The organism is Akkermansia massiliensis (assembly GCF_023516715.1).
GTDB lineage: Bacteria > Verrucomicrobiota > Verrucomicrobiia > Verrucomicrobiales > Akkermansiaceae > Akkermansia > Akkermansia massiliensis.
Map to the genome: position 1 here is coordinate 795818 of NZ_JAMGSI010000002.1, position 20388 is coordinate 816205.

The following is a 20388-nucleotide window of genomic DNA, read 5'->3' on the forward strand; positions in this document are numbered from 1 at the left end:
CAGGAGACAGTGGCTGAAACATACGGAAAACCCTTTCCCGCACAGGGCGGGAAAGGGCCTACCATAACCAAGTAAAAGCATGCGCTGAAGCGCCGTCCTACTTAGAACGTATAGCTGATGGCTCCGTTGATTCCATGGGAGGTCAGCTTGTTGCGGGTCTCGAACTGATAGCAGACCCGTGCTCCCCAATTGCTGGAGAAGAGCACGTCAATGCCGGCATTCAGGCGGAATGCGGTGCGACCGACGTTGACGCCGCGCACGTTCCAGGCTCCCAGGGGTCCGCTGACGTTGGACTTGGGATTCATGCGGCTCACATCCTGCGCCGCGGCCACCGTCAAGGCCGGGGTGATGGTGGTGCCGCCGTCCGTCTGGTAGGCGCGGGCGATGGTCACGCCCAACGGAATGGTCCAGTTCTGGGCGCGGGCGTGGTCAAAGGAGCGGCCGTAAGGTCCGCTTTCCGAGAAGCCCTTGAGTTCGGTGGTCATGAATTCGATACCCGTGTAAGGCGTTACGAAGGCCTTGCCGAGTGCGAAGTGTTCCGTCCAGGTGGCGTACAGGCCGCCGCTGAAGGAGTCCGCATTTTCATTGCCGTTGGCGGCGGTTCCCATGATGTAGGAATTGCCCTTGAACTTGGAGCGTCCGTAGGCGCCGTAGCCGTCCAGCGTGAACTTGCTTTCCCTGAAGGGATGCATGCGGCCGTAGATCATGGCCATGAAGGAATCCACGTCGTAGTCGGAGCCGAATCCGCTCTTGTCCTTGATGTCGCCGAAGCTCTGGCCCACTGCAATGCCGATCAGGGAACCCTGGGCAGCCTTGTAGTCAATACCCACGGCATAGCCGCCTGCATTGTACTTGTAGCCGGAGATGCCTCCGCGGGCGTCCTGGTCATCCCAGTTGCCCATGCCGCCTACCCAGATGTTGCCGTTGCCCTTGGCGATCGTCTTGCGGGCGATCGGGGAGCCCTTGGCGTCCACCACTTCAATGGTGTCTTCCGTCTGGCGGGCCATGGAGGCGGCGGACTGGATGCGTCCCAGGTCGGCAAAGCTCCTCAGCGTCCGGCTGGCGGCCCACGCGAAGTTCATCACGTTTTCACCGCTGACGGACTGAATCATGTTGGCAGCTTCGTTCGGGTCCGTCACGCGCAGCAGGGTTTCATAGAACTGGGCGGCGGGAGAACCGGCGGCCACGTTCAGGCGGTTGCTTTCCAGAGCGGCCGCTACGGTGTAAACGTTGCCGTTGTAGCCGGACATGGGACCGTCAATGCCCCTCATGTTCTGGGTGATGGTGGTGGTGCCTTCCGTCGTTCCCGGAGCCATGGTGGTGGTCAGGAACAGGTTGTTCAGCAGGCGTCCGGAAATGTCCGTGCCGTTCAGCGTGACGTTCACGCTTTCCGTGCCCTTCTTCAGCTGGGCGATTGGGACGGGATTGCCGGTGGCGTCGGATACCTGGATGCCCACGCGGGAATTATCCGTGAAGGTGGCCGGGGTGCCGAAGTCAAGCACGGAGCCGTCGCTCAGGAGCAGGGTGGAATCGCCTCCGAAGGAGGCGGAAGCCCCCTTCATGGTGGAATTCTGCGCCAGGGTCACCTGGCCCGTCCGGATGTCGTAAACCGTATCGTCCGTGCCCATTACGGCGGCGCCGATGGACTGGAGGGGGCCGACTTTTCCGGTAGCGGCGTCCACGGTTCCAAAGGTGGCGTGGCCAATGATCAGGTTGCCTTCAAGCTGCTGGTAGGTGCCTCCGAACGTGTCGGTGGCTCCGCCGCCGCCGTAGACGAGGGTGCCCGTGCCGGTCTTCGTCATGACGGTCTGGTCAGCGGCCAGAGGGGCGGCGTCAGCCGTGGGGGCCGCGGGAGCCGCGGTGTCAATGCCGTCATTGATGAAGGTGTAGGCGGTGCCGTCCGTATAAACGTTGATCTGGGTGTTCTGGCCCGCATGCACGGAACCGAGGACGCCGTTGGACGTGTTGCCGGAAAGAACTGCGCCGGAACCGATGTACAGGGTCTGGCCGTCGGCCAGGTTGATGGCGGCCTTGCCGGCGTTGGTGGCGGTGTTGCCCACGACCTGGGTGCCGTCTCCGATGGAGATCTGGCCTCCCGCAGTGATGATGCCGTCAGCGGCGGTATTGCCGGTGATCACGCTGTTGGTGCCGATGGCAATATTGTCATCCGCCGTCAGGGTGGAATTCCCCTTGACGGTGGTGTTGTTGCCCAGGGTGACGCTGCCTTCGATGGTGTCCAGCTTTTCCGTGCCCACAACCGTATTCCAGTTGCCGTCGTCATTGCTGTAAACCGTCTTGTTCAGGTCGACGGATTCCGCGGAAACGGTGGTGCCGTTCAGAACGGTGTTGTCTCCCAGGGAAACATTGCCGCCTACAGTCTTGATGGTGATGGATCCGGCCGTGGTTTCACCAAGGACGATGCCGCCGGAAATGCTGTCATCCATGGAATCGATGACGGTTTTGCTGTTCTGGTTGTTGGCCGCGTCAAACTGTTCCGTGGTCACGGTGCCGATCCCGGCCGTGGAGGTCACGTCTCCGTTCAGCGTAACTTTGGCCGCCGGATCACTGACGATCTGGCCGGTAGCCGTCACGGTATCCTGCATGGTGACGTTGTTGCCCAGGACCACGGCCTGCTCGTTGGAATTGCTGTAGGTGTCGTAGGTCGTCCTGGTATAGGCCTCACCTGCCGGGGGCGTGGAGGGGTCCACCGTGTGAGCCGCCTGGCCGGTAACGGTGACGGCTTTTTCCATGGAAACGTTGTCGCCGATGCCTACCTGTCCGTTCGTGGAAGTGACGGTGGCGCCTACCGTCTTGGGATTGGCGGCGTCATTCGTTCCTTCGATGGCAATGTTCCTGCCGTCAATGGTGGTGGTGTCCGTGGCGTTCGTGACTACGATGTCATTGTCGCTTCCCAGGGGTTCGCTCAGTGTGATGTCGTTGAAGCTGACCTGTCCATTAACCAGATCATAATTGAAATTAACCAGTTTGCCGCTGGGGTCCGCCATTTGGACGGTAACGTTGCCCGTTCCGGAGATGGCGTTCAACTGGGCCCGTTGTTCCTGGGTCAGTGTGATGTTATCGGAGCCTGCCGGCACGGTGATAGTGATGGTTGACGCTTCATTCGAGGCGGCAGCCTGGTTCCAGGCCGTCACGAATGAATCGGCGCTGTTGGCCGCATAGTTAGCTGCCGTAGCAACGGAGAAACTGCCAAGGCAAGCGATAACTGCTGCCAGCAGCATATGTGGGAGTCTTAATTTCATGCTTTTTTATTTGTTTAATGATTAGGTGGTTATGCGTTCGTGACAATCACGGCGCCCGAGGTTTTAGATGATTCTCGTTCCGGGCTGTTCAGTGGGATGACATGGGAAGGTTTGATGGAGATGGGAATGAAAATGATTCAGGATAAGATGGTTGCGGCTATTGTCTGGCGGTCTTTGTCATGACAGGGTTTTTAAACCTGGAGCCGGAAAGGAATTCCAGAAAGCTTCCAGTAAATTCATTTTCCTGAGAAGAAAAAATATCTCATTGATGGTGAGGGATGTATGATGTTTTCTGGGTCCTCTTTTATTTTGCTGTTTCCTTCCCGGAATAATGGCCGTGAAAATGGTTCAAATATAAATAAGAAAATTTGTTTCCGGCTGTGGTGGCAGTTTGGATGCTCCGTTCCGCCTCTGCAAGAATGGAGCTTTCCGAACAGGGATGTGCCCAAAGCTGTGCAATCAGGCGAATTTTATTGACTGCCAACGGTCGGCAGCCTATTACCGGGGAATGACTACCCGATTGTTTACGGTCCTCGCGGCCGTGTTGCTGCCGCTTGCCCCGGCGCAGGAGGCCGATGTGCCGCACCAGCCGCGCGTGTGGACCAATACCGCCGGCAAAACCATCACGGCGGCTTTTGTCCGCTTCAACGCCGCCGGCAGGAAAGTTTCCCTTAAATTGGAGAAAGGCCGACAGGTGGAACTGCCTCTGGCAAGCTTGTCCGGGAACGACGTGGACTGGATCAAGGAGCATGTTCCGGAAGCCATGAGCAACCAGGAGCGCATGCAGCGGCATACGGAAGGAAGGCTGGGGAAGATCACTAAAATCCCCGCTACGGATTCCTATCCGGAAGCCTTTGTCTATTATCCATCCACGCTGAAGGCGGAAACTCCGCCTCCCGTCATCATTCTGTTTAATTCCGTAGGCAATGGACAGCACATGGTCCAGAAATTCCGGAAGGCCTGCGAGGCCAACGGATGGGTGGCCCTGGGATTGACGACGTTTAAAAATTCGGAGTCCAAGGAACATGAAGCCGGACTGGGCAAGCTGTGGACTTCCACGAACGGGAGTTTGGAGAGAATGGCCTTTTTTGATGCGGACCGCATGTACATGGGCGGCATTTCAGGCGGAGCGTCCCGTGCCTTTACATATAGTGAGCGCAGGATTCCGCCCGTCCGCCCGTGGAAGGGGATTGTATCCATGGGCGGCTGGCTGGGAGGGAAGGACCGCCTCACGTGCCCCACGCGCATGGCGGTGGCTATTATCAATGGAGACAAGGACGGAGGAGCCAACAGTGCCGTCAGCCATGACGTCAAGGTTCTCAAAAGAAGGCAGTGCGCCATCAAGGAATTTCCCTTTCCGGGAAAGCATGAAATGCCGCCGGACGAGAATTTGGTGGAAGTCCTCAAATGGATGGAGGAGGTGTCACCCCAGACCTCCGCGCAGCGTCTTCCCTCCCCGGCGGAAAAGGATTAAAGACCCAGTGCGCCCCGCATTTACCGCAGGAAGGGGGACAGGCTTCTTATTCTACCGCCCACTCCTCCACCAGGCTGGCCGGGAATTCATCCAGAAAGCGGGAGGGCATCTGCATGAAGGTTCCTCCCTGCGCGCGGCAGTTCCAGCGGGGGTAGGTCAGGTAAAGCTGGTCTTTGGCGCGGGTGATGCCCACGTAGAAGAGGCGGCGTTCCTCCTCAAGACCCGCCAGGTCTCCGTCGTCAATCACCCGCTGGTGCGGGAACATGCCGTCGCACAGGCCGATCAGGAAGACGACGGACCATTCCAGCCCCTTGGCCTGGTGGATGGTGGACAGGGTGACGGCGCCTCCGGAGAGGTCTGCCGCCGCGCTTTCATCATCCGTATTGCCCAGCAGGGAAAGCTGGGAGAGGAAATCCTCCGTGGATTCAAAGCGTTCGGAGAATCCGGCCAGGTGCAGGAGGTCCTGCCTGCGCTGGTCGTAATTCTCAAAGGCGGCCTGCATGTACTCGTCATACACGGCTTCATTGATGGAAATGAGCATGGAGGCCGGCCCGGCGATTTTTCCGGCTGGGGCCAGTTCATCCAGCGTGTAGCAGAGCTGCGTCCAGGCCGTTTTGGACTTGGCCGGGACCGGAAAATCCAGCATCAGGGCGGAGAAGGATTCCGGCGGCGTTTCCAGCCGGCTTTCCGGGCAGGCGGCCCAGCGTATCCAGAGCTTCTGGGCCATGCCGGGACCGATGCCGGGCAGCAGCATCACCATGCGGCGGAAGGAGAGTTCATCCCTGGGATTGACCACAAAGCGCATGAACGCCACCACGTCCTTGATATGGGCCTGTTCAAAAAACCTGATGCCGCTGGTGATGCGGAAGGGGATTTCCCCGCGGGTCAGTTCCATCTGCAATTCCATGCTGTGGAAGTGTGCGCGGTAGAGCACGGCTATTTCATTGGGGTCCGTGCCTTCTTCAATGAGGTCCCGGATGCGCTGGGCGACAAATTTGGCCTGCATCCTGTCGTCGTTGAGCGGAACGAGGGCCGGGGGCATTTCCCCGGTAGGCCGCACGGAGCGGAGCCTTTTTTCAATCTGCACCTCGTTGGCGGCGATGGCCGCGTTGGAGAGCTCCAGAATTTCCGGCACGCTGCGGTAGTTGGTCTCTATCTTGAAGGTCTTTGCCGCCGGGTAGCGGGTAGTGAAGCTGAGGATGTTCTCCATGTCCGCCCCCCGCCAGGAATAAATGCTCTGGGCGTCGTCCCCCACTACCATGAGCTGGCCGTGTTCCCGGGACAGCAGGTCGATGAAGCGGCTCTGGAGGTAGTTGGTGTCCTGGTATTCGTCCACTAGGATGTGCTGGAAGCGGGAGCCGTACAGGGCGCGCAGATGCTCCTGTTCCTGGAAAAGCCTCACGACGTTGAGCAGCAGGTCGTCAAAGTCCATGCTATTGGTTTCCTGCTTGCGGGCCACGTATTGTTCATGCACGTCCAGGATGGCGTCCAGGTGGTTGGAGAGGTACGGATAGGCGTTTTCCAGCGTTTCCTGGATATTGGCGCCCTCATTGTCCGCCAGGCTGAACAGGGAGGAAAGGACTTCCGGTTTGGGGAAGCGGGTGGATTTCTCATCCAGTTTGAGGGACTTGACCACGCTTTTAATCATGGATTTGCGGTCGTCGGAATCCATGATCGTGAAAGCCGGAGTATAGCCCAGGTATTCCGCGTGCTGGCGCAGGATGCGGTTGGCAATGGAATGAAACGTGCCGCTCCACAGGCGGGACAGGTCCAGGGGAATCAGGGAGCGAACCCGTTCCGTCATTTCACGCGCCGCCTTGTTGGTGAAGGTCAGCAGCAGGATGTTCCACGGGTCCGTGCCGTGGTCCAGGAGCCACGCCACGCGGTAGGTCAGCGTGCGCGTTTTTCCCGAACCGGCCCCTGCAATGACGAGCGCCGGCCCCGGTTCCGAAGAAACGGCTGCATACTGTTCTTCATTAAGGGCCGTGCGGTAGTCGATTCCGGAGATGGGCGCGGCTGGCGCGGCATCCTGCTTGATGACGTAACGGCGGGCCATGCGTTTCAGTTAATAGTTAATAGAGAATAGTTAATGGGATTGGTTGAAAAACTTTTCTCTCCACTCTCCACTCTAATCACTCTTTAAAAGTCCAGGTACATTTCCGCGCGGCGGTTTTCCTTGCGGGCTTCATCACGCGTTCCTTCGTCCGCCGTGGGGGAGTAGGTGCGGCGCGGTTGTGATTTGCCGAATCCCTTCGTGACGATTCTTTCCGCAGGAACGCCGAACTGGACGAGCTGGGCCTTCACGGCCGCCGCCCGGCGTTCGGAGAGGCCCTGGTTGTAGCGTTCACTCCCCACATCGTCCGTGTGGCCGCTGATTTCCAGCTTCTTGCCGCTATCCGTCTTGATGGCCTCCGCCACAATCTGGAGCTGGCGTTCGGAACGCTTGGACAGAGAATCTTCATTGAAACCGAAGAACAGGGCCAGGGAATCGCCCCCCTGCGGATTCTTCACGATGGGGATGAAAATGTCGTCTCCGGCCCCCTGCCGTTTCGTGTAGGCTTCCAGCATGTTGTCCAGGGAGGCTTCCGCAATCAGCCATTGTTCATCCTTCTTGGCTACGGTCAGGCCCACGTTGCCGGCTTTCCTGCCCTGGGCGTCCTGCAGGTGGACGAAAAAGCCCGCATTGGTGGGCGCTTCATAGGCGGTTTTGATGGGAGCGTCCTCCCGGAGGCGGAAGGCGCCTTCTTCAAACAGGATGCACAGCCCGGCCACGGTGGCGTCCTGCACCTTGGTTCCGTCCACGAATTTCCGTGCCGTGCGGAAGTCCGCCTTGGCAACGGCGTCCATGAAGGAGCTGACGATGCCCATGGGATCGTTCATGGCCATGGGGGCGGCCTTGTCCTTGGCCAGGTCCTGCTTGCTGGGCAGCGTAAGGGTGTCCAGTGTCCACTGCTGCTTGTCATTGCGCTTCATGTCCAGGTAGCCGCGCGCGCCGCTGCTGAAGTTGAGCGTGTATCTGGCCGTGGGGTTGGCCCCCTGGTTATTTGCGCCGATGCTGGTGATGCCGGGGGTGGAAAGGCGCACATGGCGCGCTTCCATGAGTTCCCGGATGATGCGGCCCTGGGCCTCCGTGACGGCCTGCTGGATTTGCAGGGATTTCAGGGTGTCCGCGTCCCGGTCCTGAATAACCTTGGCAATCGCCTGCGCCAGCGTCTGGGGGGAGCTGAGGTTGACCAGGGAGGACGGCGTGGCCGTCTGCCGGCTGATGTCTTCCTTGGTGAGCGGGTCCACGGTGGGCTGGGGCGTCACCGTCTGGCGCGGAGGAACTTCCGTTTGCGCCGCGGGTTCAGCGGGGGCGGGCTCCTCCTCCCGGTTTCCCAGGAACAGGAAGACCAGAGCCAGGCTGCCCACGACCAGGAAGCTGATGATGAAGGCGGTGATGGTGGATGCGTTTTTCATTGGAGGTGAATGTATGAAAAAGGGTCAGGCGTTCAAGGCTTCCAGCAATTTGGCGTGAATGCCGTCAAAACCGCCGTTGCTCATTACCAGAATAACGTCTCCCGGCTGGGCTTTCTTGCAGACGGCGGAGACGATTTCCTGCGCCTGTCCGCCGATCAGGGCGTCCTTGCCCAGCGCGGAGAGATCATTGGAGAGTTTGGTGAGGTCCAGGCGTTCCTCCAGGGCCACCTTGTCCGGATGGTCCACGGCGGCCACCACGGGGAAATCCGCCGTAGCGAGGGATAACGCCAGTTCATTCTGGAAGATGTTTCTGCGCGTGGTGTTGGAGCGCGGCTCAAAAATGGCCCAGATGCGTGATCCCGGGTAGCGCTGGCGCAGGCCCAGGATGGCCTGCTTGATGGCCGTGGGGTGGTGGGCGAAGTCGTCCACCACGGAAATGCCGTTGACCACGCCCTTTACTTCCTGGCGGCGGGCCACGCCTTCAAAGCGGCCCATGGAGTCCGCCAGCTGCTTGACGTTCAGCCCCGCAAATTGTGCGGCGGCAATCGCCATGGCGGCGTTGCGGATGTTGAATTCCCCGATCATCGGCACATAGTAGCGGGTGCCTTCCAGCGTGAAATGGCTGCCGTCCGTGGAGGTTTCCACGTCCAGGATGCGAATGTTGGAAGAGTCGGAAAAGCCCAGCGTCTTGACGGGGCAGGGGGCCCCCTTCACCACGTCCAGGCAGTTGGGATCGTCCGCGTTCACCAGCGCCAGGCCGTTGCGGGGAATGATCTGGGTCAGGCGGCGGAAGCTCAGCTTGATTTCCTCCAGGGAATTGTAAATGTCCGCGTGGTCGAACTCAATGTTGTTGATGACCACCAGTTCCGGCAGGTAATGCAGGAATTTGGAGCGTTTGTCGAAAAACGCCGTGTCGTATTCGTCCCCCTCCAGCACGGAGAAATCGGAATCCGTAAAACGGCCGCCGCGGCCCAGATTGCGGGCGATGCCGCCGATCATGAAGCTGGGGTTCAGCCCGGAGTCCTCCATCAGCCACGCCAGCATGGACGTGGTGGTGGTTTTGCCGTGGGTGCCGGTCACCACGTAGTTGCGCTTGCCGCGCAGGAAGTATTCCTTCATCGTCTCCGGCAGGGAGAGGTAGCGCAGGCGCCGCTGGAGCACGGCTTCCACCTCCTCATTGCCGCGGCTCATGGCGTTGCCGATGACGATGACGTCCGCGTCCGCGGGGATGTTGGAGGCCTTGTAGCCTTCAAACAGGGTGATGCCCTCCTCCTCCAGGAAGGTGGACATGGGGGGGTAAACGTTGGCGTCTGAGCCGGTGACGGTAAAGCCGCGGCGGGCCATGGCGGCGGCTACCGCGCCCATGGCGGTTCCGCAGATGCCGAGGAAATGAAAATGGCTGTTCATGACGGGGGGAGAGGAATGGAGCAGGTTTTTATTTGGAAAAGGTGGGGGCCGCAATGCAGGAATCCGCCAGGGCGCGGTCACGGCGGCGCACGATGCCGTTGGCGATGTCCGTCACCATGCCGGACAGCAGGCGGGTAAGGTGGCTGCCGGGCGTGTAATCCGCCGGGGCGATGAAGTTCACGCGGTCGGAATTGGAGGCCAGGTTATAGCACTTGCGGAAGCTGCGGCCCGTTTCGTCCTCCGGATTGTACACGGCCACGGCGTGGCCGCCGTTCCTGCGCATGACGGTGAAGCAGGGCACGTCCGTGGGGCCGTCGCCGATGTAGATCATGTTGGCGAAGGGAATCGGGCGCATGTCCTCCGGCATGTGGTCGTTCACGTCCTGGTCGTAATCCAGCATGCCCTTGTTGATGCGGAAGAGGTACTGGGTCTTCGTGGTGTGGGAAATGACCCTCTTGGGAAAGTTGATGTAGCCGTTCTCCTCGCTGAACTCGCACCCGAACACGGCCTTGAAATAGGGGCGCAGGGCAGAGCCGTCAATCAGGGCTTTCAGGCCGGAGGAAATGATGTAGTATTCAATGTTGATGCCCAGGTCCGTATGAAGGGAGGACAGGGTCATGGACGGGAAGGCGTCAAAGAAATCCGGCAGGCCGGGGTAAAAGGTGAGGCGTTCCCCAAGCTGGGTGAGCCGGGCATTGCTGACGCGGTCCAGGGAGAGGGCGTCCAGCAAGCTTTTCATGTAAATCAGTTCCCCGTCCCAGCCTTCCCGTTCCCCGGTGGCGTTGCACCTGGTCCAGAACTCCTGCGGGGAGATGCCGAATTCCGGAAAAATGGCCTGATCCTGCATGTAGAAGGGGCTCAGGGTCTGGTCATAGTCGAACACCAGGGCGATCGTATTCTGCGGAGAGGACATGGGAGGGGCGGAAAGTGGCGTTACATGCGGAACTGGTCGCCCAGATACTGCTTGCGGGCGATGGGGTCGTTGGCGATTTCCTCGGAAGTGCCGTGCTTGATGACCTTCCCTTCAAACAGGATGTAGGCGCGGTCCACGATGTGCAGGGTTTCCCGCACGTTGTGGTCCGTAATCAGGATGGAAAGGCCGTCCGTATCGCGCAGCTCCATGACGATCTTCTGGATGTCTGAAACGGCGATGGGGTCCACGCCGCTGAACGGTTCGTCCAGCATCAGCAGTTTGGGGCTGGTGGCGAGGGCGCGGGCGATGGTCAGCCGCCTCTTTTCCCCGCCGGAAAGCTGGATGGCCATGGAGCGGCGCAGCTTGGTGATGCCGAAGCGGTCCATCAGCTCCACGGCGCGGTCCTTCTGCTGGCGGGAGGTCATGTCCTTGCGGGTCTGGAGAATGGCCAGGAGGTTGTCCTCCACGGAAAGCTTGCGGAAGATGGACTCCTCCTGCGGCAGGTAGCCCATGCCGCGCCTGGCGCGCAGGTTCATCGGCAGTTCCGTGATATTCTCGCCCGCAAAAATCACGCGGCCTTCGTCCGGGCGCACGAGCCCCGCCACCATGTAGAAGGAGGTGGTTTTTCCCGCGCCGTTCGGCCCCAGCAGGCCTACGATCTCGCCATGGCCCACCGTCAGGCTGACCTGGTCCACGACGGTCCGCGTTTTATAGGTTTTGCAGATGCCTTCGGCTCTCAGCAGATGGGTGGATAGGGGGGAGCTCACGGCTTGCGGTTGGTTTTCTGTTTGTCCCGGTCGGAAAGCTTCTTGTCTACGTGGCGGAACGTGGTCTTGGTGCCGCGGCTGCTGTACATATTCCCGTTCGAGTACACGCGGATGAAGGCGTCCTTGTTCGGATTCTTGATGATGGCGTCCGGCGTAATAATCACCGGGGAGCCTGTCAGGATGATTTCCCCGGTTTTGGCGTTATAGGTGATCTTGTCCGCCTGGGCGTTGCTGGTTTCCCCCTCCTTGTTGGTATAGCTGGCTTTCACGTTGCCGGAGGCTGCGACCGTTTTAATGGAGTTATAGTCAAAATTGCCGCCGTTGGGGAGGGCCACCTGGGGCTTCTCCCCTTCTTTTTCCTTTTCCTTCTCTTTTTCCTGCTTGCGTTCGGAGGGCTTCTTGTCGCCCGGCTTCTTCGGCACGAACTCCGCATAAATTTTCAGGTGGTCCGCACAGTCCATGGAAAGATTGGGGTTGCGCACCCGGACGTTTTTCATGAACACCAGCACGCCTTCTTCCATGTCGAAGTACAGGTCCCCGTCACAATCTACGGAGTACAGGTTGTTTGAGGAATTGGCGCGCATGAAGTTCTCTTCCGGATTGGGCGCAGCGGGAGCGGTGTCCGCAGCCGGGGCGGCGGCATTGCCGGTGACCTGGTGCTGCTGGCGGAATTCCTGAATCTGCCCGTCAACGGTCTTTTCCTTCACGTTGTACGCTTCAATCGCCTTCTCACCGTCTTCCTTCAGGCCCGCGGTCGGAACGGGGGCCAGTTCCCGTTCCCTCCGGGCGGTTTCCTCCGCCGTCAGGGGACGCACGATGCCGGAGGGGGGAGCCAGGGGCGGCTCCAGGCGTGGATCCAGTTCCTTGGGCAAAGGCTGTACGATATGGGCGGGAACGCCGTCAGTGGCGCCGCAGGCAAGACCTCCGGTCAGGGCGAGCAGCAGCAGGGAGGAAAGTTTTTTCATAAAAGGAATGGTTACTTGTTGCGTTGATCCATGCGGATGGTGGTTTGAACGGGGCCAAGGATGATGCCCCTCTTGATATTGGTATCCATGTAAAGGCCGGTGCCCCTGGCGGAAAAGTTCTCTTCCTTGAGGGTGGTCTCCGTATGGGAGACGACCAGTTTTTTGTCCAGAAAGTAGGAGGCAGCCTTCGTGAAAAGATGGGAGGTCTGGTTGTTCTTCCCGTACAGGTACACGTTCAGGATGCTGGCGGCAATTTCCTGCGGGGCGGCTACGGTCACGCTTGAAGCGGTCAGCAGCATGGAAAGGCGCGGCCCTTCATACCGTGACAGGCTGACTTTGGGGAGCACCTGGCCTACGGGCAGAAGCTCCAGCATGGGCAATTTCTTGTCTACGCCGGCGAAGGGCGTGGCTGCGGGCAGGGTGGTATCCGCCTGCGCCGCCATGCCATGCATGGCAATTACCAGAAAGCATGTGAACGGTAACTTCATCATGACTGAACCGCCTGATGGATGGACTGAAGGCGTTTCAGCACGCCTTCAAGCAGGTGGAGGGGGATTTGGTTGGGCCCGTCGGAAAGAGCCTTGGACGGATCCTTGTGCACCTCCATGAACACGCCGTCAATGCTGCCGGTCGCCATGGCGGCGGACGCCAGCACGGGAGCCAGTTCGCTGTCTCCGCCCGTGGTTCCGCCCAGGCCTCCGGGCCTCTGGACTGCGTGGGTGGCGTCAAACACGACGGGGAAGCCTTCCTGTTTCATCCAGTACAGGGAGCGCATGTCCACCACCAGGTTATTGTAGCCGAAGGAGGTGCCGCGCTCGCACATCATGAACTCGTCACAGCCGAAGGCGCGCATCTTTTCCCCGATGTTCACAGTATCCCACGGAGCCAGGAACTGGCCCTTCTTGATGTTCACGGGACGGCCGCTCTTGGCGCAGGCTTCCAGAAGATCTGTCTGGCGGCACAGGAAGGCGGGAATCTGGAGCAGGTCCACGTATTCAGCGGCAATCTCCGCTTCCCGGGCCGTATGCACGTCCGTAACGACGGGCAGTTCCAGCTCTTTGCCGATTTCCGACAGGATGCGGCAGCCTTCCCGTACGCCGGGTCCGCGGAAGGACGTGATGGAAGTTCTGTTCGCCTTGTCGTAGGAGGCCTTGAAAATCAGCGGGATGTCCAGGTTTTCCGCAATGGACTTGATGGAGCGGGCCATCTCCCAGACGAAGGATTCGCATTCCAGAGAGCAGGGGCCCAGGAGGTAGAACGGCCGCGGGCCGCCGATTTCAACGGATTGAATGTAAAACGACATAAAACAAAACCTGTATGTCCTTATATCATGACGGTTTCAAGCCCTCCGGTCAAGCCGCTATCCTGCCTCCGCCGGGAGATTCGGCAAGAGGGGACCATTTTCTCCGGACCCTTTCTTTAGAAAGTTCATAAGAAAATGAAAATCAGCGGAATAAAAGAATTTTTCCTGCCGTATTGCGGAGAATGGGAGGCCATGGAGGGAAAAGGCGGTTATGGTATTGCCGGAATCCGGCGTTTCTGTTACAAACGGCAGGCATGCACCGTCCCTGCGTCTGCAAGTGGGGAAGATGCTGAACGCCGCCTTCCCTCTGGGGTCTCACTTCACATGCCCAAAAAAATTTACAAGCTATGCGTCTCCTATGATGAGGCGGGGGCCGAACTCCGGCAGCATCTGGCGGATCGCATCAAGCTGCTGGGCATGGACGGCGCTCCCGTCTGGCAGGCTTCCTTCCGGGACATGCAGGCGGACGACCTGCCTCCGGGCGACGGGGTGGTTCAGATTTATCCAGTCTTCATGCAGAGCGGCTGGACGGTGACGGAAGCGCTGCCGGAACAATTGAGCGCCATGTATGCGGAACGCGGCGTGTCTCCGGAATTCGAATTCAAGCCGGTGTGGGGAGCTGGGGAAGACGTGATGCCCTTCCTGACCGTCCGCGACGCCCTCGGGAAAGAGCTGGGGCCGGGAACGTCCCTGCTGGTGGTGGCCCATGGAGTAGTGGGAAAGGACCTTCCTCCGGAGCCGTTCGCCTTTTTACAGAAACTGCGGACCTTTTTATGGCCGCAGGAAACGGATATGGCCCTGGCCTATTTCGGCGCTTCCCCCTCCGTGGAGGAAGTATTTCCACGTTTGAAGGGAAACAGGGTGGTAGTGCTTCCGTTCCTGATCGGGGAGGGAAAGCACATGAGGGAGGACATGCCTTCTCCGGAATTGGCGGAGAAGTGGGGCAAGGAACTGGAAATATTGCCTCCCCTGGGCGCGTTTTATTTGCAGAAGGCGCGGGAATACTGGGGAAGGGAACGTTCCGGGATTTCCGCGAAGACCCGTGATTGACCCCTGGGGCGCTCCATGACGGTTTCCCTTTCCTCCGGGGTGAGATACCGGTTCCGGTGCGGGGCGAATGCCAGCCGCAATCACGCGGCCTGCCGGACGGCTCCCGGCTCTTCCTCACGGCAGGGAGGGAAGCCCTGCTTCATGGACCGCGCCAGCTTTCTGCTGGTGAAGTAATAGGCGATGGCGAGAGGCACGCAGGAGCCGATCCAGGCGGCGGGGCTCGCCATGCTGGCTCCGGTGAAGCCCAGGCAGCGGGCCAGCACGATGGCGGCCAGGGCGCGCATGCACAGCTCCATGACGCCCGCGAAGGTGGGCACGATGCTCTGGCCCAGCCCTTGCAGCGTGTAGCGGAAGACAAAGAGGAGCGCCAGCACCCAGTACATGGAGGCATTGATGTTCAGGTAGGTCTGGGCCAGGCTGACGACTTCCTTCTCCCCGTCTCCCACGAACAGCCGGATCAGTTCCGGTCCCCAGGCAATATTGGCGGCGGCTACGGCGATGCTGAACCCCACGGACATCAGGTTGCACTGGAGAACGCCCCGGCGGATGCGCTCCAGATTCCTGGCTCCGTAATTCTGGGCCACGTACGTAGCCATCGTGATGCCGAAGGACATCATGGGCAGCGTCGCCACCATGTCGATTTTCTGGGCCGCGCTGAAAGCCGCTACTGACTGCGCTCCCAGCCGGTTGAGGGCAAACTGCACCAGAATGGCGCCAATGGCGATGATGGATGCCTGGAACCCCATGGGAAGGGCCACGCGGATATGCGCCCAGAGGTAGCGGCGGCTCATGTTCCAGTCCGCCCTGGTCAGCCGGAGAATGGGAAACCTTTTAAAAACGTAGGCGGTGCAGCAGAGGCCCGCAACCAGTTGGGAGGCTACGGTGGCGACGGCAGCCCCCGCGGGTCCCATGCCGAACCGCAGGATCAGCGCCAGGTCCAGCGCAATGTTCAGTACGCAGGCCAGAACCAGGAAATAGAGGGGCGTCCGGCTGTCCCCGAGGGCGCGGAGAACGTTGGAGAGGAGGTTGAACAGCATGGCTGCGCCGATGCCCCAGGAAATGACGATGATGTAGGCGTGGGCCGCCTCCAGGATTTCCGGAGGAGTTTGCAGCAGTTCCAGAACGGGACGAGCGAAGGCGACGCTGACGGCGGTCAGCAGGACGGTCATGATGGAACTCAGGACGATGCAGACGGCAAAGCTGCGCCGCACCGCCCGCCTGCGGCCCGCTCCAAAGCGCTGGGCCGTGATGATAGCCAGCCCCGCCGTGAATCCGATGACGAAGCCGAGGATGAAAAACATCAGGCCGCCTGTGCAGCCCACGGCGGCCAGGGCTTCCACGCCCAGCGTGCGGCCCACGATCAGGGTGTCCGCCATGTTGTAAAACTGCTGGAACAGGTTGCCGATCAGCAGGGGAATGGTAAACAGGAAAATCAATTTGGCGGGATTGCCGCTTGTCAGGGTCTTGGTCATCCGGAACGCCCGCATGGAACGCCTCTTCCATGTTTTTTCCAAGACTGTTTTGCGGCATGTTCCTGTTTTTTATACGATAAGTATCAGGCAGGGGATGAAAGCCGCTGCGGAGGCGCTCCTCCGGCGGGATGCCGCGGATGGCGGAATGGTTGCGTAAATCAATGATTTATGCTTTGACAAGAAGGGCATCGTGAAGTATATTATTTGTCCCTCGCGTGATTCGGCGCAACCTGAACAATGGGGATCGGAGGGGTAGAAAGCGTCGAAGTCCCTAAAAACCGCTTTTCCTGCCGCAAGGAAAGCCACCTACATACATATATGATTAATGATCTGATTAACCAGATGGTTGAAGCCGGTGTTCATTTGGGCCACCAGACCCGCAAATGGCACCCCAGCATGAAGAAGTACCTTCTCAAGGACAAGGCCGGTATCCATATCATCAACCTTGAAGAAACGGAAAAATGCCTGGACAAGGCTTGCTCCTTCCTGGCCGATCTGGCACGCCGCAACAAGAAGATCCTCTTCGTCGGCTGCAAGCGCCAGGCCCAGGAAGCCGTCCGCGAAGCCGCGGAAGCCACTGGTCAGTACTACGTCAACCATCGCTGGCTGGGCGGCATGCTCACCAACATGAGCACGATCCGCAAGAGCATCGAACGCCTTTCCTACCTTGAAGGGATTGAAAAGACCCCGGAATTCAAGAGCATGTCCAAGAAGGAACTGGCCGCTCTGGACCGCGAACGCCAGAAGCTGGAACGCAACCTTCAGGGCATCCGCAACATGGGCGGCGCTCCGGACGCCATGGTAGCCATCGGCGCCGATCATGAAGACATCGCCATCCGCGAAGCCCACCGTCTGAACATTCCCGTCTGCGTTCTGGTTGACACCAACGCCGACCCGAAGGAAATCGATTTCCCGATTCCCGGCAACGACGACGCCGTCCGTTCCATCCGTCTGGTCCTTGACTGCATTGTCAAGGCCATCAACGAAGGCAAGGGCGCTCCCGCCGAAGCCTAAACCAACCCATTTAGAAAGAACAGAAACACTATGGCAGAAATTACTGCAGCTCTCGTCAAGGCCCTCCGCGACAAAACGGACGCCGGCATGATGGATTGCAAGAAAGCCCTCAACGAATGCAACGGCGACATGGAAGCCGCTGTGAAGTATCTTCGCGAAAAGGGCATTGCCAAGGCTGCCGCCAAGGCTGACCGCGATGCCAAGGAAGGCGTGATCCGCGCCGCCGTGGCTCCCTGCGGCTGCTCCGGCATCATCCTTGAACTCAACTGTGAAACGGACTTCTGCGCCAAGGGCGACAAGTTCCAGGGCCTGGTGAACGATGTTGCCAAGGCTCTCATGGATTCCAAGGCCTCCACGCTGGAGGAAGCCCTCCAGGTTGCCATGCCCGAAGGCACTACGGAAGAATACATCAAGGCCATGTGCAGCTCCATCGGTGAAAACATGGCTCTGCGCAAGTTCGCCCGCCTCACGGTGGACGGCTCCGGCGCTGTGGTCTCCTACATCCACATGGGCGGCAAGGTTGGCGTTCTGCTGTCTATCAAGGCCGGCAAGGAAGAAACCGTCAAGTCTGACGCGTTCAAGGCTCTTGCCAAGGACCTGACCCTGCACATTGCCGCCGCCGCTCCCAAGAGCGTCAGCTCCGACAGCCTGGACCCCGCCTTCGTGGCTGAGGAACAGGAAATCGCCAAGCAGCAGCTCATCCAGGAAGGCAAGCCCGAACACCTGCTGGAAAAGATTCTTCCCGGCAAGCTGAAGGCCCTGTACGCCCAGTCCTGCCTGCTGAACCAGGGATTTGTTAAGGATCCCAACGTCACGGTGGACGCCCTGCTCAAGCAGGTCGGCAAGGAACTCGGCGATGACGTCTCCGTCGTCTCCTTCGTCCGCTACCAGCTCGGCGCGTAAGCTCCGCGGCAGCATCAATCTCAGGAGCCGTTCCCTTCGCGGGGAACGGCTCTTTTTTGCTTGAGATGGATCCATTAAAGATTTATTCATAAACCATATGCATGGAGAAACCGGGAGTCCGGATATGGGTCATCAAAATGTGCGGGGAAGAAAAGATCCGGTCCTGCTGCTGATTATTGCCTCCACCGTGGTAGCTGGTTTCTGGAGCGCTCTTGTGTTGAGGAATGTCTTTGGCCTTGTGTGGGGGCCTTGGTATTTCCTTGCGGTGTTGTGGTTCTTCAAAAAGACCAATAGACGGTGGAAATGGGAAACAACTTCTTTTGTTGTTATCGGCCTCGTGTGTTACTATGAACTCTTTTGGTCCCGGGTGACTCCGGAAGATATGCGCGATGCCCAGTCGGGGCTGATTTTCATTTTTGGTCCGGTTTTTTCCGGAATAGCGGCTCTCCTTGGAGATGCCGGGGCAGCTCTTCTTTCCTTCCTTGTCCGTTCATCCTGCGGCAAAGATGAGAAGGAGAAGTAAAGTTGTTTTCGGTAGAAGGGCATCTATTGGTACAGGACGCGGCGGTAGTAAAAACAGACTAGATTTTTCCTGCGTATTTTTCAGGCCGGCCCCAGTGTTTTTTGGGGAAGGCATGAATGGGAGATGCGCGTGGATGTCTTGATATTGGCGGAGCTGGCACGGTTGGGGTCTTGTTTTGCCTCAGGAGGCTTGTTAGAGTGATGGTATGGCTTTTCTGGAACTGGATCATGTGAGCGTTGTCTTTCCTGCGGTGCAGGGGCTGCTCTCCTCCCGCAAACCGGCGTCTGTGGTGGCGGTGGACGGGGTGTCCCTGTCCGTGGAGAAAGGAGAAATCCTTGGGCTGGTAGGGGAGTCCGGCTGTGGCAAGTCCACTCTGTCCCGCACGGTGATGCTGCTCCAGAAGCCTACGGAGGGACGCATTTTTCTGGAAGGAGAGGAACTGACGGCTCTTTCCGCCTCCGAGGTCAGGAAGCGCCGTCCGGATTTTCAAATGATTTTCCAGGACCCCTACGCTTCCCTGAATCCCCGTTTCACGGTGTATGCGACGTTGAAGGAGGCGTTGGAATGCCGCAGCCGCAAAAGATCTTTCTCACAGATGAGGGACGAGGTGGCGGAACTGATGGAAAGGGTGGGCCTGAATCCCTCCCTGATGCGCAAGTATCCCCATGAATTTTCCGGAGGCCAGCGCCAGCGCGTAGCCATCGCGCGTGCCTTGGCTCCGGAACCCCGGCTGGTCATTGCGGATGAACCCGTTTCTGCGCTGGACGTCTCCATCCAGTCCCAGATTTTGAACCTTCTCATCGCTCTGGCCCGCGACTTGAACCTGACCATGATCTTCATTTCCCATGATTTGTCCGTGGTTCATTACATTGCGGACCGTATTGCCGTGATGCGCAAGGGCCGCATCGTGGAATACGGGGAGGCGGACGAAGTTTTTTCCTCCCCCTCCCACGAGTACACCCAGGCGTTGCTTGCCGCAGTGCCGCGGCTGTAGGTGAATGGAAGAAAAAAGAAGGGGGGGAGGGATTCCTGTCAATGAATATGCTCGTTCCATCTATCTCCTTTCCAACGATCAGCAAAAGGGAAGTGCTCAGACTGTCCTGCATCACCAAATGGCAGATAAAGAAAGTTCGGTGTAGTCATAAAATCCTGGTCAGTAATTTGAGAATTTTACATTACTCTCATTTCCATTCGTCATTAGGTAATAAGGCATATTCTTTTTTAACCAGAATATCATGACAATTAAAGGTTAAAATGGTTAAGTGGGGATTGGGTCATATTTCCACTACTATAATGATATGTCCGGTCCAGCGTTATTGTTTTGGAAAAAACGGGAATGTTGCATGGGTTCCAAAGGTATGCTGATGCCAATTATTTTTAGAATGGAATGGAGGATTTTATTGTATTTAGGCCTGTAATAATGGTCGCCGTAAAATTGTTCAGGATAGATGATGCGGTCCGTAAATTCGACATGGAATTCTAAAGTTATTTTAATTTCATATCCGCATATTTGACTCATGTCTGAAAGTCGTTTGTTGATTTCGTTGATATTTTTGTCTGTAACCAGTATGTCTGACCAGTATTCTTCTAATACAAATTTACAAAAAACCTTCGGAAAGTTGTATCTTTTCGAACGTTTTAAAGACATTAAATCTCGAATTGATAATATTATTAAAATATCAATATAATTTTAAAGAAACGGAAAAATTAATAAAAACATTATACATATAAAAAAGAAGTAAAAAATAGAAACAACAAAAAATATCAGTAGATTTTTTCTATTTGAGAAGAGAGAATATATCCAGCAAAATAGAAAAATTAAAATAACTAAAATTAAATAGAAAATCAAATAACCTAATTGCCTATCATTATTTTTAT

The 20388-nt window shown here is 58.0% G+C and carries 16 protein-coding genes; 6 read left to right on the plus strand and 10 right to left on the minus strand.

What is annotated here, in order from left to right; genetic code table 11:
- Positions 1 to 101 precede the first annotated feature (101 nt).
- A complete protein-coding gene (locus M8N44_RS11040) occupies positions 102 to 3260 on the minus strand; it encodes an autotransporter family protein (protein ID WP_102721543.1) in 3159 nt (1052 codons plus the stop codon).
- 508 nt (positions 3261 to 3768) lie between these two features.
- On the opposite strand from M8N44_RS11040, the gene M8N44_RS11045 reads away from it, so the two are divergent.
- Positions 3769 to 4734 carry an alpha/beta hydrolase gene (locus M8N44_RS11045; RefSeq protein ID WP_022396323.1) on the plus strand — a complete coding sequence of 322 codons (966 nt, stop codon included), beginning with the start codon at positions 3769 to 3771 and terminating at the stop codon, positions 4732 to 4734.
- Positions 4735 to 4780: 46 nt separating this feature from the next.
- On the opposite strand, the gene M8N44_RS11050 is transcribed toward M8N44_RS11045, so the two are convergent.
- From M8N44_RS11050 to kdsA, 8 genes are all read right to left on the minus strand, one after another.
- The gene (locus M8N44_RS11050) at positions 4781 to 6790 is read right to left on the minus strand and encodes an ATP-dependent helicase (protein ID WP_022396322.1); all 2010 of its coding nucleotides are present in this window, start codon (positions 6788 to 6790) and stop codon (positions 4781 to 4783) included.
- 83 nt (positions 6791 to 6873) lie between these two features.
- Entirely contained in the window at positions 6874 to 8193 is a 1320-nt protein-coding gene (locus M8N44_RS11055; RefSeq protein ID WP_249853109.1) for an OmpA family protein, read from the minus strand.
- Positions 8194 to 8217: 24 nt separating this feature from the next.
- A complete protein-coding gene (mpl, locus tag M8N44_RS11060) occupies positions 8218 to 9600 on the minus strand; it encodes a UDP-N-acetylmuramate:L-alanyl-gamma-D-glutamyl-meso-diaminopimelate ligase (protein ID WP_022396320.1) in 1383 nt (460 codons plus the stop codon).
- A gap of 28 nt (positions 9601 to 9628) precedes the next feature.
- Entirely contained in the window at positions 9629 to 10513 is an 885-nt protein-coding gene (locus M8N44_RS11065) for an HAD family hydrolase (protein WP_102721540.1), read from the minus strand.
- Positions 10514 to 10533: 20 nt separating this feature from the next.
- Positions 10534 to 11280, minus strand: coding sequence for an LPS export ABC transporter ATP-binding protein (gene lptB / locus M8N44_RS11070; RefSeq protein ID WP_102721539.1), 747 nt, complete (start codon positions 11278 to 11280; stop codon positions 10534 to 10536).
- Entirely contained in the window at positions 11277 to 12245 is a 969-nt protein-coding gene (locus tag M8N44_RS11075) for an LptA/OstA family protein (RefSeq protein ID WP_022396317.1), read from the minus strand. The genes lptB and M8N44_RS11075 overlap by 4 nt, the downstream gene beginning before the upstream one ends.
- Positions 12246 to 12256: 11 nt before the next feature.
- Positions 12257 to 12736 carry an LPS export ABC transporter periplasmic protein LptC gene (gene lptC, locus M8N44_RS11080; protein WP_022396316.1) on the minus strand — a complete coding sequence of 160 codons (480 nt, stop codon included), beginning with the start codon at positions 12734 to 12736 and terminating at the stop codon, positions 12257 to 12259.
- Positions 12733 to 13548, minus strand: coding sequence for a 3-deoxy-8-phosphooctulonate synthase (gene kdsA / locus M8N44_RS11085; RefSeq protein ID WP_022396315.1), 816 nt, complete (start codon positions 13546 to 13548; stop codon positions 12733 to 12735). Before kdsA ends, lptC begins: the two co-directional genes overlap by 4 nt.
- A gap of 324 nt (positions 13549 to 13872) precedes the next feature.
- Between kdsA and M8N44_RS11090 the strand changes: the two genes are divergently transcribed.
- Positions 13873 to 14598 carry a sirohydrochlorin chelatase gene (locus M8N44_RS11090; RefSeq protein ID WP_102727963.1) on the plus strand — a complete coding sequence of 242 codons (726 nt, stop codon included), beginning with the start codon at positions 13873 to 13875 and terminating at the stop codon, positions 14596 to 14598.
- Positions 14599 to 14678: 80 nt separating this feature from the next.
- On the opposite strand, the gene M8N44_RS11095 is transcribed toward M8N44_RS11090, so the two are convergent.
- A complete protein-coding gene (locus M8N44_RS11095) occupies positions 14679 to 16070 on the minus strand; it encodes an MATE family efflux transporter (protein ID WP_102727637.1) in 1392 nt (463 codons plus the stop codon).
- A 318-nt stretch (positions 16071 to 16388) separates the two neighbouring features.
- Here M8N44_RS11095 and rpsB point away from each other — a divergent pair, with 318 nt between their 5' ends.
- The 4 genes from rpsB (at position 16389) to M8N44_RS11115 (ending at position 19504) form a co-directional block, all read left to right on the plus strand.
- Complete coding sequence (gene rpsB / locus M8N44_RS11100; protein ID WP_102721700.1) at positions 16389 to 17084, plus strand: 30S ribosomal protein S2; 696 nt, start codon at positions 16389 to 16391, stop codon at positions 17082 to 17084.
- A 30-nt stretch (positions 17085 to 17114) separates the two neighbouring features.
- A complete protein-coding gene (tsf, locus tag M8N44_RS11105; RefSeq protein ID WP_102727625.1) occupies positions 17115 to 17987 on the plus strand; it encodes a translation elongation factor Ts in 873 nt (290 codons plus the stop codon).
- A 97-nt stretch (positions 17988 to 18084) separates the two neighbouring features.
- Complete coding sequence (locus tag M8N44_RS11110) at positions 18085 to 18510, plus strand: hypothetical protein (protein WP_102749379.1); 426 nt, start codon at positions 18085 to 18087, stop codon at positions 18508 to 18510.
- Between the two features lie 205 nt (positions 18511 to 18715).
- Positions 18716 to 19504 carry an ATP-binding cassette domain-containing protein gene (locus M8N44_RS11115; protein ID WP_022396309.1) on the plus strand — a complete coding sequence of 263 codons (789 nt, stop codon included), beginning with the start codon at positions 18716 to 18718 and terminating at the stop codon, positions 19502 to 19504.
- Positions 19505 to 20388 lie beyond the last annotated feature (884 nt).